The organism is Komagataeibacter xylinus (assembly GCF_031081985.1).
Taxonomy (GTDB): Bacteria; Pseudomonadota; Alphaproteobacteria; order Acetobacterales; family Acetobacteraceae; genus Komagataeibacter; species Komagataeibacter xylinus_E.
Genome location: NZ_JARWSK010000003.1, coordinates 344,990 through 357,520, shown reverse-complemented (window position 1 = coordinate 357,520; position 12,531 = coordinate 344,990). Strand labels below are relative to the sequence as shown.

General features: G+C 64.3%; 10 protein-coding genes, 1 tRNA gene and 1 riboswitch. Of the genes, 5 read left to right on the top strand and 6 right to left on the bottom strand.

From position 1 onward, the window contains the following. Nucleotides 1-411: 411 nt before the first annotated feature. The 5 genes from QEG70_RS07795 to ssb all read right to left on the bottom strand — a co-directional run bounded on the left by QEG70_RS07795 (nucleotide 412) and on the right by ssb (nucleotide 5,204). Nucleotides 412-487: transfer RNA gene (locus QEG70_RS07795), tRNA-Lys, on the bottom strand. A 169-nt stretch (nucleotides 488-656) separates the two neighbouring features. Then, nucleotides 657-1,148 (bottom strand): peptidylprolyl isomerase, encoded by a 492-nt coding sequence (locus tag QEG70_RS07790; RefSeq protein WP_061274494.1) that lies wholly within the window; start codon nucleotides 1,146-1,148, stop codon nucleotides 657-659. Nucleotides 1,149-1,212: 64 nt separating this feature from the next. Beyond that, a complete protein-coding gene (gene coaD, locus QEG70_RS07785; RefSeq protein ID WP_308720138.1) occupies nucleotides 1,213-1,725 on the bottom strand; it encodes a pantetheine-phosphate adenylyltransferase in 513 nt (170 codons plus the stop codon). Then, nucleotides 1,718-4,495, bottom strand: coding sequence for a DNA gyrase subunit A (gyrA, locus tag QEG70_RS07780; protein ID WP_308720137.1), 2,778 nt, complete (start codon nucleotides 4,493-4,495; stop codon nucleotides 1,718-1,720). Before gyrA ends, coaD begins: the two co-directional genes overlap by 8 nt. 163 nt (nucleotides 4,496-4,658) lie before the next feature. After that, nucleotides 4,659-5,204, bottom strand: a complete 546-nt coding sequence (gene ssb, locus QEG70_RS07775) for a single-stranded DNA-binding protein (RefSeq protein WP_308720136.1) — start codon at nucleotides 5,202-5,204, stop codon at nucleotides 4,659-4,661. A 249-nt stretch (nucleotides 5,205-5,453) separates the two neighbouring features. Between ssb and uvrA the strand changes: the two genes are divergently transcribed. The 3 genes from uvrA to speE all read left to right on the top strand — a co-directional run bounded on the left by uvrA (nucleotide 5,454) and on the right by speE (nucleotide 10,109). Beyond that, nucleotides 5,454-8,492, top strand: coding sequence for an excinuclease ABC subunit UvrA (uvrA, locus tag QEG70_RS07770; RefSeq protein WP_308720135.1), 3,039 nt, complete (start codon nucleotides 5,454-5,456; stop codon nucleotides 8,490-8,492). A 159-nt stretch (nucleotides 8,493-8,651) separates the two neighbouring features. Continuing rightward, entirely contained in the window at nucleotides 8,652-9,116 is a 465-nt protein-coding gene (speD, locus tag QEG70_RS07765; RefSeq protein ID WP_025437442.1) for an adenosylmethionine decarboxylase, read from the top strand. A 132-nt stretch (nucleotides 9,117-9,248) separates the two neighbouring features. Further along, nucleotides 9,249-10,109, top strand: coding sequence for a polyamine aminopropyltransferase (gene speE, locus QEG70_RS07760; RefSeq protein WP_308720134.1), 861 nt, complete (start codon nucleotides 9,249-9,251; stop codon nucleotides 10,107-10,109). Between the two features lie 78 nt (nucleotides 10,110-10,187). Here the strand turns inward: speE and QEG70_RS07755 are convergent, their stop codons facing one another. After that, nucleotides 10,188-10,496, bottom strand: a complete 309-nt coding sequence (locus tag QEG70_RS07755) for an antibiotic biosynthesis monooxygenase family protein (RefSeq protein WP_308720133.1) — start codon at nucleotides 10,494-10,496, stop codon at nucleotides 10,188-10,190. 126 nt (nucleotides 10,497-10,622) lie between these two features. Continuing rightward, nucleotides 10,623-10,710, top strand: a riboswitch (glycine riboswitch). A gap of 252 nt (nucleotides 10,711-10,962) precedes the next feature. On the opposite strand from QEG70_RS07755, the gene gcvT reads away from it, so the two are divergent. Further along, nucleotides 10,963-12,096 carry a glycine cleavage system aminomethyltransferase GcvT gene (gene gcvT, locus QEG70_RS07750; RefSeq protein WP_308720132.1) on the top strand — a complete coding sequence of 378 codons (1,134 nt, stop codon included), beginning with the start codon at nucleotides 10,963-10,965 and terminating at the stop codon, nucleotides 12,094-12,096. Between the two features lie 47 nt (nucleotides 12,097-12,143). Further along, a complete protein-coding gene (gene gcvH, locus QEG70_RS07745) occupies nucleotides 12,144-12,509 on the top strand; it encodes a glycine cleavage system protein GcvH (RefSeq protein WP_308720131.1) in 366 nt (121 codons plus the stop codon). Nucleotides 12,510-12,531 lie beyond the last annotated feature (22 nt).

The following is a 12,531-nucleotide window of genomic DNA, read 5'->3' as shown; positions in this document are numbered from 1 at the left end:
AGGTTCGCCATCCATTGCACCGGCAACGATAGCGGGAGAGAAAGCGGCCGGAATGTGCGAATATCCTGTGACCGCATGGCGGAAGGCCATTTATTGGAAAAAATGGCCCCAGATCAAGACATAAAATTATAAAAAATCATCGATAAGATAACTTAATTATTAAAACGAATATGAAGTCGCCTGAAAACGCACTTTTTCGTAGCCCGTCTGGCCCATGAAAGCTGGTATTCGGCCACGCGTTATCGTCACGGGCCGGGTGGTCCATGGCGGCCATATCAAGATTTTACGGGAATAAGGGTGCAGCGCCACGTGTTCGCGCAAACAGACACGAACAACCATCACCCACGCTATGCAACAGGTGGCAACAGCGGCGTAGGAGCCACAAAAAGCAGGAAAAGAAAGAAGGGGTTCTGGTGAGCCGGGTGGGATTCGAACCCACGACCATTCGATTAAAAGTCGAATGCTCTACCGACTGAGCTACCGGCTCACATGACCTGTTTCATTAAGGGGCCTGCCCGCCGGGGTTACACCGGGGCGTGGCGCCTTGGGCAGGTCTCTAAACATCCACGGCGGGAGTGTCAACCTGCGCGTGCCGTTTATGCGCATGCGCAGGGGTGCCGGGCGGCGGCAGGGTGCGCAGCCCGGCAGGTGGCCAATCAGGCCTCGGCGTCGGCCGGGCGCATCTTGATGATGCGGTCGGGGTCCTGCACCATGCCGCTCTGGCCCGCGCCGCGCTTGATCTGGTCGATATGGTCCATGCCTTCAATCACCTGGCCCACGATGGTGTACTGGCCATCAAGGTGCGGCGAGGGCTCGAACATGATGAAGAACTGGCTGTTCGCGCTATCGGGGTTCATGGTGCGGGCCATGCCCACCGTGCCGCGCTCGAACTTCGCCTTGTTGGTGAACTCGGCCTTCAGGTCCGGCAGCTTGCTGCCCGAGGTACCGGTGCCCGTGGGGTCGCCGCCCTGCGCCATGAAGCCATGGATCACGCGGTGGAAGGGCGTGTTGTCATAAAAGCCTTCCGCCGCCAGCGTGCGGATGCGCTCTGCGGCCAGCGGCGCAATGTCGGGACGCAGGCGGATCACCACCCGTCCTGTCTTGAGATCGACGTTGATCAGGTCGGACTTGTTTTCTGTAGCAGACATTGTGATCCGTTTCGTAAATTGGGGTGTGGGAGGGCAGGCCCGCGCGGGGCGCGGTCTCGGCCCGTCAGCCGCGCAGGCGGCTCAGGATGTGCCTGCACGTAAAGGGAGGGACAAAACCGGAAATGTCCCCATCCAGCTTCGCTATTTCCTTGACCAGCCGCGAGGAAACGTACTGGTGCCCCTCGCGCGCCATGAGGAACAGCGTGTCAATGTCCGGGGCCATGTGCTGGTTCATACCGAACATCTGGTTCTCGTATTCGAAATCCGCAACCGCCCGCAGCCCGCGAATGATTGCATGCGCCCCATGCGTACGCGCCGCATGCACCACCAGCCCCGTAAAACCGACAACGGTGATAGGCATGGCCCGCCCCGCATTGAGCGGGGCGATATCGGTGCGCAGGCACAGGATCCGCTCTTCCAGCGGCAGGAGCGGGTGCTTGTCGGGGTTTTCGGCCACCCCGATCACCAGCCGGTCCATCAGCCCGGCAGCGCGTTCGATAATATCCATGTGCCCGCAGGTCACGGGATCGAACGTGCCCGGATAGAAGCCGGTGCGGGCGGGCGCGGCCTCAGTCATCGCCGCCAGCATCAGGGGTGGCGGCCTCGGCGGCATCACCGTCCTCGCCCTCTTCGCCATCATCCATCACGGGGAAGACGCTGGTCACCTCTTCCGTGTCGTTCAGGCGGAACAGGGTCACGCCGCTAGCCTGGCGCGACATGATGCGCACCTGCGCGATCGGCAGGCGGATCAGGCGGCCCGCATCGGTCACCAGCATGACATCCGTGCCCTCGAGCACCGGCAGGGTGGCCACCACCGCGTTGCCGCGCTTGTTGGCCGAGAAGGTCATGTTGTTGATGCCCTGCCCGCCCCGCCCGCTCACGCGGTAGTCATAGGCGGAAGACCGGCGGCCAAAGCCCGCGTTGCTTACGATCAGCAGCACTTCCTCCGCCGCCTCGAGTTCGGCAAAGCGCTCGGGGGTCAGGGGCAGGTCGCCTGTGGTTTCGTCATCATCGGGGGTGATGATGTCCTCGGCTTCCTCCTCACCGGCGGCGGCCTCGGCGCGGCGGCGGGCATTGGCCATGCGCAGGTAGGCGGCGCGTTCCTCCACCGTGGCCTCGACATGGTTGAGCACGCACAGGCTGTTCACGCTGTCGCCCTCGGCCAGCTTTATGCCGCGCACGCCCGAGCTGCCACGCCCGGCAAACACGCGCAGCGTGTCATCGGTGATCTGGAAGCGGATGCAGCGCGCGTTGCGCGTGCCGAGGAACACGTCCTGCCCCTCGCGGCAGGTGGCGACACCGATCAGGCGGTCATCGCCTTCCAGCTTCATGGCGATCAGGCCGGACGAGCGGATATTGCGGAAATCGCTCAGCCGGTTACGCCGCACGCTGCCCGATGCAGTGGCGAAGACGAGATGCAGGTTCTCCCACAGCTCCTCATCCTGCGGCAGCGGCAGGACGGCGGTAATCGTGTCGCTGCCCAGGTCGGGCAGCAGGTTGACCAGCGCGCGGCCCTTGGCGGTGGGGCTGGCCTCGGGCAGGCGCCACACCTTCTCGCGGTAGGCCTTGCCGCCCGATGAGAAGAACAGCACCCACTGGTGCGTATGTGCGTTGAACGAACGGACGATGATGTCATCACCCCGCCGCCCTGCCGCCGTGCGGCCACGCCCGCCCCGGTTCTGGGCGCGGAACACATCAAGCGGCGTGCGCTTGATGAAGCCCTCGCGCGTGATGGTGACCACCATCTGGCCGGGTTCGATCAGGCTTTCATCGGTCTGGTCGCCAGCGTAATCGGCAATGTCGGTGGCGCGCGGGGTGGCGAGTTCGGCGCGGATGGTGGCGAGTTCCGTGCACATCACCTCCATGCGGCGCGGGCGGCTGGCGATGATCTCCAGCAGCTCGTTGATCTTGACTGCCACTTCCGAGAGTTCGCTCTGGATTTTGTCGCGCTCCAGCCCGGTCAGGCGCTGCAGGCGCAGCTCAAGGATGCCACGGGCCTGCGCCTCGGTCAGGTGCACCTTGCCGTCCACGATGACATTGCCTTCATCGTGGATGAGTTCGAGCAGCGGCGCCACGTCGGCTGCATCCCATGCGCGCGCCATCAGCGCTGCGCGGGCGGCGGCGGTGTCGGGGGCCGAGCGGATCAGCGCGATCACGGCATCGATGTTGGCAACCGCAATGACCAGGCCAACAAGCAGGTGGGCGCGGTCGCGGGCCTTGTTGAGGTCAAAGCGCGCGCGGCGCAGGATCACGTCCTCGCGGAAGCGGATGAACGCCTCGAGCACGTCCTTCAGCCCCATCAGGCGCGGCTGGCCGCCATCAAGGGCCAGCATGTTCACGCCAAACGAGGTCTGGAGCTGCGTGAAGCGGTAGAGCTGGTTGAGCACCACCTCTGGTGTCGCCTCGCGCTTGATCTCGATGACGATGCGCATGCCCGAGCGGTCGCTCTCGTCGCGGATGTCGGAGATGCCTTCCACCTGCTTGGTGCGCACGAGGTCGGCAATGCGCTCCTGCAACGTGGCCTTGTTCACCTGATACGGAATTTCCGTAACGATGATGGCCTTGCGGTCCTTGCGGATATCCTCGATCTCGGCCTTTGCACGGATGATGACCGAGCCGCGCCCGGTCTCGAACGCGCTGCGGATGCCCGCGCGGCCAAGGATGGTGCCGCCGGTGGGGAAGTCGGGGCCGGGCACGTATTCCAGCAGGTCATCGAGCGTCATGTCCGGGCGTGCAATGAGCGCCAGCGTCGCATCGATGATTTCGGTGGGGTTGTGCGGCGGGATGTTGGTGGCCATGCCCACCGCAATGCCCGAGGCGCCATTGACCAGCAGGTTGGGGAAGGCTGCGGGCAGGATCTTGGGTTCCTGCTCGCTTTCATCATAGTTGGGCTGGAAATCGACGGTATCGCGGTCGATGTCATCAAGCAGGAAGGAGGCGGCCTTGGCCAGGCGCGCCTCGGTATAGCGCATGGCGGCAGGCGAATCGCCATCCACCGAGCCGAAATTGCCCTGCCCGTCGATCAGCTTCACCCGCATCGACCACGACTGCGCCATGCGCACCATGGCGTCGTAGATCGAGGAGTCGCCATGCGGGTGGTATTTACCCATCACGTCACCCACCGCGCGGGCCGACTTGCGGTAGGGCTTGTCGTGCGTGAACCCGCTCTCGCGCATGGAATACAGGATGCGGCGATGGACCGGCTTCAGCCCGTCGCGCACATCAGGCAGGGCGCGGCTGACAATGACGGACATGGCATAGGCCAGGTAGGAGGAGCGCATTTCCTCCTCGATGGTGACCGGCAGCATGTCGGACGGGGGCAGGGGATCGTCGGGTATCTCGGTCAAGGCAGTTCCGTCATGTCAGTCAGGGTTATCCACCCCATGGCCATGCGGGCACGGGGTGGAGCGGAAGGCAGGCATGGCGCGGTTGGCGGCCATCATATCCCTGCGTCTCTCATAGCATGGCTTGCCCCCCGGCGCGAAGCGCCGCGCAGGGGGCAGGGGCGGCTCAGAACGGAATTTCGTCGTCCAGGTCGCTGCCATCGGCGGGAGCGTCCCATCCGCCACCACCACCGCCGCCGCCTGCCGGGCGCTCGTTGCGCTGGGGCTGGCTGCGCGCGGGCGCGCTGTAGCCGCCGCCACCACCACCACCACCGCCATAGCCGCCGCCCATGTCATCGCCGCCGCCGGAGTCACCGCCGCGATTGCTGTCAAGCAGCACCAGCTCGCCACGGAAGCGGTCGATCACCACCTCGGTGGTGTAGCGGTCCTGGCCGCTCTGATCGGTCCATTTGCGGGTCTGGAGCGTGCCCTCGAGGTAGACCTTGCGGCCCTTGCGCAAAAAGCGCTCGGCCACGTCGCCCAGGCGTTCATTGAAGATCACGACCCGGTGCCATTCGGTGCGCTCGCGCCGCTCGCCCGAGGCGCGGTCATTCCATGTATCGCTCGTGGCCAGGGTGAGCGAGACGATCTTCGCCCCGCTCTGGCTGTTCCGCACTTCGGGGTCCTTGCCCAGGTTGCCGACCAGAATGACCTTGTTGACGCTGCCCGCCATATGCTGTCCTTCGAATATGGGTCCGGCGGATCGCGGCCTGCTGGCCCCGCCGGTTGCCACGCTGGCTGCCTCATCAGGCAGCCATGGTGAATAGAGGTGCGGCGATCTTAAAGGATCATCGTATGAATTGCGAGTGCGCGTCATGATGGCGCGACCCTTGTCCGAATGGACCGGCGGGACCAGATATGACAGGGCCGGATATCGCGGCCAGCATCCGCTCCCCCCACGGGACCGGAACAGGGAGAGTTCATGAGCGTTTCTTCGCGTCCGGGGCAGGTTCCGGCGGGTCAGCATGTCAGCCAGCAGTCCATTCGCGTGCGGGGTGCCCGCGCGCATAACCTCAAGAATGTCGATGTCGACATTCCGCGTGATGCGCTCACGGTCATGACCGGCCTGTCCGGCTCGGGCAAGTCCTCGCTCGCGTTCGATACGGTCTATGCCGAGGGCCAGCGCCGCTACGTCGAGAGCCTCTCGGCCTATGCCCGGCAGTTCCTTGAGCTGATGGGCAAGCCCGATGTCGATTCGATCGAGGGGCTGTCGCCCGCCATCTCCATCGAGCAGAAGACCACATCCAAAAATCCCCGCTCGACCGTTGGCACGGTTACCGAGGTGCATGACTACATGCGCCTGCTCTGGGCGCGCGCAGGCGTGCCGTATTCGCCCGCCACGGGCCTGCCGATCGAGGCGCAGACCATCAGCCAGATGGTTGACCGCGTCATGGCCATGCCCGAGGGCACGCGGCTGATGCTGCTCGCCCCGGTGCTGCGTGACCGCAAGGGCGAGTGCAAGAAGGAACTGGCCGATCTGCAGCGCAAGGGCTTCACCCGCGCCAAGGTGGACGGTACGCTCTACACCATTGACGAGGTGCCCGAACTCAACCGCCGCCTGCGCCACACGGTCGAGGCGGTGGTGGACCGCATCGTGGTCAAGGAAGGCATTGAAAGCCGCCTGGCCGACAGTTTCGAGACCGCCCTCGGCCTGTCCGACGGGCTGGTCTATGCGGAAGAGGTGGTAAAAGGTGCCAAGGAGGGCGAGGAAGCCCCGCGCACGGTGTTCTCATCGCGCTTCGCCTGCCCGGTCAGCGGCTTTACGCTTGAGGAAGTCGAGCCGCGCCTGTTCTCCTTCAACGCCCCGCAGGGCGCGTGCCCGGCCTGTGATGGCATCGGGCAGGAGACCTTTTTCGACCCGCGCCTGATCGTACCCGACGAATCGCTCTCGCTCGCCGCGGGTGCAATCGCACCGTGGCGTAACAGCCAGAGCCCGTATTACACCCAGACGCTGGCCTCCATCGCCAAACATTACGGCGTGTCGATGGATACCCCGTGGGAAGACCTGCCCGAGGGCGTGCGCGACGTGATCCTTGAGGGCGGGAAAGACCCCATCGAGTTCACTTATCGCGACGACCGCCGCGCCTACAGCCTGACCAAGCCGTTCGAGGGCGTGGTGACCAACCTGCGCCGCCGCATGGCCGAGAGCGACAGCGTATGGGTGCGCGAGGAGCTCTCGCGCTACCAGTCCGAAAAACCCTGCCATGTGTGCGATGGCGCGCGCCTGCGGCCCGAGGCCCTTTCGGTCAGGGTGGCGGGTCTTAACATTGCGCAGGCATCCGACATGCCCATCAGCAGGGCGCTGGAATGGTTCGGCACGGTGGAGGCAACGCTCACGCCCCAGCGCGCCGAGATCGCGCGGCGCATCTTGCGCGAGATCCTCGACCGGCTGCGCTTTCTTGATGACGTGGGGCTGGACTATCTCACGCTATCACGCGGCTCGGCCACGCTTTCAGGCGGGGAGAGCCAGCGCATCCGTCTGGCCAGCCAGATCGGCTCGGGGCTGACGGGCGTGCTGTATGTGCTTGATGAACCCTCCATCGGCCTGCACCAGCGCGATAATGAGCGCCTGCTCGGCACGCTTGACCGGCTCAAGAAGCTGGGCAATACGCTGATCGTCGTCGAGCATGACGAGGATGCCATCCGCGCCGCCGACTGGCTGATCGACATGGGGCCGGGTGCAGGTGTGAATGGCGGCAACATCGTCGCCGCCGGCACCCCGCAGGAAGTGGCGGCTAACCCGGACAGCCTGACCGGTGCCTATCTGTCAGGCCGCAAATGCATTCCCGTGCCCGCCAAGCGCCGCAAGATCGACCCCAAACGCGAACTCGTGCTGCGCGGGGCTACGGGCAATAACCTCAAGGATGTGACCGCAAAGTTCCCCTTGGGCACGTTTACCTGTGTCACCGGCGTGTCGGGTGGCGGCAAGTCCACGCTGGTGATCGACACGCTGTACAAGGCGCTCTCACGCAAGCTGATGGGCTCGGGGCAGAACCCGGCCCCTTATGCCAGCATCGACGGGCTGGACCAGCTCGACAAGATCATCGATATCGACCAGTCGCCCATCGGACGCACGCCGCGCTCCAACCCGGCCACCTATACCGACCTGTTCGGCCCCATCCGCGACTGGTTTGCCGAACTGCCCGAGAGCAAGGCGCGCGGCTACAAGCCCGGGCGCTTCTCGTTCAACGTAAAGGGCGGGCGGTGCGAGGCGTGCCAAGGCGATGGCGTGCTCAAGATCGAGATGCACTTCCTGCCCGATGTGTTCGTCACCTGCGATACCTGCAAGGGCGCGCGCTACAACCGCGAGACGCTGGACGTGAAGTTCCGCGGCAAGTCGATTGCCGACGTGCTGGCCATGTCGGTGGATGAGGCGCTGCCCTATTTCTCCGCCGTGCCGCGCATCCGCGACCGGCTGGCCATATTGCAGAAGGTGGGCCTGGGCTACGTGGCGCTGGGCCAGCAGGCCACCACCCTTTCGGGTGGCGAGGCGCAGCGCGTCAAGCTGTCAAAGGAACTGGCGCGCAGGGCTACGGGCCGCACGCTCTACATTCTTGATGAACCCACCACCGGCCTGCACACCGAGGACGTGCGCAAGCTGCTCGAGGTGCTGCATGCGCTCGTGGACCAGGGCAACACGGTGGTGGTGATCGAGCACAACCTCGAGGTGATCAAGACCGCTGACTGGGTGATCGACATGGGGCCGGAGGGCGGCGATGGCGGTGGCCGCATCGTGGCCTGCGGCACGCCCGAGCAGGTGGCCGCCACGCCTGAAAGCCATACCGGGCGATTCCTGCGCCCGTTGCTCGAACACAAACCGCTCGTGCCGGTGGAAGAGCCGCCCGCGCCAGTGCGCAAGCCGCGCGGCAAAAAAGCCACAGTGGCATCGGACGCCAAAACGCCCGAAAGCCCGAAAAAGAAAGGAAAACCGGCAAAAGCGAAGCGTAAACCGGCAAAATAAACACCACTTTTCGTAACGGGTTGCGCGGTGGGTGCAAAAAACTTTTCGCATAGTGCGAAAAACACTTGCACCCCAAGCCCCGCAGGCCCTATCAGCGCCTCTCTTGGCCCAAGGGGGCAATTCTGCCCAACAGGCTGTCTACTGGTTTGGGGGTACGTGATGAACGCACTTGCTCAACTGGGGATGGTCTCGGAACACCCGAGCGATAACCAGATCTCTTCAGCGCCGTTTTCGTCCGAGGACGACCGGAAGGATTATTTCGTCGAGAAAGACGGAATGAAGTTTGCGGGAACGCACCTTCTTGTCGATCTGTGGGATGCCCGGAATCTCGATGATCCGGAACAGATCGACCGTACCCTGTGCGAGGCCGCCGTCACGGCGGGGGCGACGATCCTGCACAGCCACTTCCATCACTTCACGCCCAATGGCGGCGTGTCGGGCGTGGTCGTGCTGGCGGAAAGTCACATCTCGATCCACACATGGCCCGAGCGCAATTTTGCCGCCGTGGATATTTTCATGTGTGGGGCGTGCGATCCGCACCTTGCCATTCCGGTCATGCAGCGCCTGTTCCAGGCAGGCCGGATCGAGGTGGACGAGCAGCGCCGTGGGCGCGTGCAGCTTTAAGGGCTGTGGCCGGGGTGGCGTTTATGCGCCCTGGCATGCTTTCAGTAAATCAAAGTCGAAGTGGCGGGCCGGATGTATTTCCGGCCCGTGCTTTTTCATGTGCATCGATTAAGGACGTAAAGGGGGTTGGTCATGTCCCGTGAGTGGATCAGCGAGGGCCTGTATCAGGGCTGGCGGCAGGAACTGAGCGTGGACAGGCTGCTGGCACGCACCAAAAGCCAGTTTCAGGACATTGCGGTGTTCGAGAATGTCGATCTTGGCCGGGTGCTGATGCTCGATGGCGTGGTCCAGATCACGGAACGCGACGAATTCGTCTACCAGGAAATGCTGACCCACGTGCCGCTGCTCGAGCATGGCGATGCGAAGCGCGTGCTGATCATCGGCGCGGGCGATGGCGGCGTGCTGCGCCGCGTGCTCGAGCACCGCACGGTGGAAAAGGCCGTGATGGTCGAGATTGATGGCGAGGTCATCGAACTTTCAAAGAAGTTCCTGCCCGGCATTGCGGGCGATGCGTGGAACGACCCCCGCGCCGAGGTGATCGTGGGTGACGGCATTGAATACGTGACGAACGCGGCGGATGGCTCGTTTGATGTCATCATCGTCGACAGCACCGACCCGATCGGCGTGGGCGAGGTGCTGTTTACCGATTCGTTCTACAAGCACTGTGCCCGCATCCTGAGCGCCAACGGCATTATCGTGAACCAGTGCGGCGTGCCGTTCATGCAGGCCGATGAACTGCGCGACACCAGCGCGCGGCGTGCGCAGTTCTTCGATCATGTCTCGGCCTATGTCGCCGCCGTGCCGACCTATGTGGGCGGGTTCATGACGCTTGGCGTGGCTGCCAAGGGCACGGTGCCGGGTCGGCAGTCAGTGGATGTGATCCGCGCGCGCGCCGAGAAGGCGGGTATTGCCAACACGCGCTACTGGACGCCGGAGATGCATGTCGCCTCTTTCGTCCTGCCGCCCTATATCGCGCAGAACCTGCCGCGCTGATCGGGGTGTCAGGCTAAAAGAAAGGCCGGAGGGGGCATGCTCCCTCCGGCCTTTTTTGTTGTGGCTACAGGCAGGTGTTCAGGCGCGGGGCGCGATGCGGGCGGTCTTGCGCAGGCTGACGAGGTCCGCACCCAGTTCCTTCACGGCCACTTCGAACACCTTGAAATGCGGCGTGGCGAGATGGGCCTCGAAGGCGGCTTCATCATCATAGACTTCCACCAGGATGACGGTCTGCGGGTCATCGAGCGGGCAGACGGCCTCAAAGCGCTGGCAGCCGCTTTCATCCTCAACCGAATGGGCACTGTCATAGGCGCAGAGTTCGAGGAAGTGATTGCGATGCTCGGCGGGAATCCGGAATTCGGCCACGATGGTCAGCGGGCTGGTCATGAAGGGATCATCCTTTTTACGTTACAGGCCCAGAACGTAATGCCTGCGGTGGGCGGTGTCATGATGTGCGCGTTCATTGCGCATCTTCATGGATTGACTTGGCGCGTCGGCTCATGTCAAGTCAGCTTCGTCGACACGGGAGAGACTGGCCCCGCGCCAGCGCCGAAGGAGCAACCGCCCCGGAAACTCTCAGGCCAAAGGACCGGTCGGCCGAGACTTCTGGAAAGAGGCGTCCGTTCACCCGGATGCCCGCCGACGGGATAGCGATCTCAGGCACATGCGACAGAAGGGGCACTTGGAATCCACACAGGATTCGACAGGAGTCCCGCATGCCTACGCCGTTCGTTACCGTGTTCCCCGCATTTTCCCCGATCTGTTCCGCTGGCGCGTTGCGTGCCTGCCCGCCCGCATGCCTGGCATGTCGGGCCGCGTGCGCGCCTGCGGACCTGCATAAGGCCCAGCCCGCATGACCCAGCCCCTGCTGCGCACCCCGCTTTACGACCTTCATATCGAACTCGGCGCCCGCATGGTGCCGTTTGCTGGCTATGACATGCCGGTGCAGTACCCCGCCGGCGTCATGGCCGAGCACCTGCACACGCGCACCAAGGCCGGGCTGTTCGATGTCTCGCATATGGGGCAGGTGCGCATCCGCCCGCGCTCGGGCAACATCGCCGATGCGGCTCACGCCCTCGAGGCGCTGGTGCCTGCCGATATTGCGGGCCTCAAGCCCGGCCGCCAGCGCTACGCCGTGTTCACCACCGATGATGGCGGCATAAGCGATGACCTGATGGTGACCAACATGGGCGAGTGGCTGCTGCTCGTGGTCAATGCTGCGTGCAAGGCGGCCGATTTTGCCCATGTGCACAAGGCCCTGAACGCAACCTGCACGGTCGAGATGCTCGATGGCCGCGCGCTGATCGCCCTTCAGGGCCCGGCTGCCGAGGCCGCACTCGTCGCCCTTAACCCCGCTGTCGCCGCCATGCGCTTCATGGATGTGGCGGAAATGGCGCTTGCAGGCGTGAACTGCATCGTCTCGCGCTCGGGCTATACCGGCGAGGACGGGTATGAAATCGGCATGGCCAACGAAGGCGCCGAAACCGTGGCCCGCGCCCTGCTGGCCCAGCCCGATGTGGCCCCCGTGGGGCTGGGCGCGCGTGACAGCCTGCGGCTTGAAGCCGGTCTGTGCCTGTACGGCGCGGATATCGACCTGACCACCACCCCGGTGGAAGGTGCTCTGGAATGGTCCATCCAGAAAAGCCGCAAGCCCGGTGGCGCGCGCGCGGGTGGCTACCCCGGCGCGCAGATCGTGGCTGACCAGCTTGCCGATGGCACGACGCGCCGCCGCGTGGGCCTGCGTGCCGAAGGGCGCGCCCCGGTGCGCGGCGGGGCAGAACTGTTTGCCGATGAGGCGGGGCAGATGCCTGCGGGCCGGGTCACGTCCGGCGCGTTTGGCCCCAGCGTGGGTGGCCCGGTGGCCATGGGCTATGTGGCAACCGACCATGCAGCCGTGGGCACGCGGCTGTTTGCCAGCGTGCGCGGGCGGCTGCTGCCGGTGTCGGTCGTGGCGCTGCCCTTCGTGGCTGCGACGTTCAAGCGCTAGTTTTTTACTGTTTTTCAAACTTCTATTCAGATCAAGGAAGCACGGACATGACCGTCTATTACACCAAGGAACATGAGTGGCTGCGCGTTGAAGGCAATGAGGCCGTGGTCGGCATCACGGCGCATGCGGCCAATGAACTCGGCGAAATCGTGTTCTCCGAAGCGCGTGACCCCGGCACCACCGTGGAGCAGGGCGACAGCGTGGCGGTGGTCGAATCCGTCAAGGCGGCATCCGACATCTATGCCCCCGTCACGGGCGACGTGCTGGCCTTCAATGATGCGCTGACCGATGACGCGGCCCTCATCAACCGCGACCCCGAGGGCGAAGGCTGGATCGTGCGCATGACCATTGCGGACGCCACCCAGCTTGAAGGGCTGATGGACCACGCCACCTACACCGCGCTGGTTGGCTGATTTTTCCCCTCGTTCCCACCTT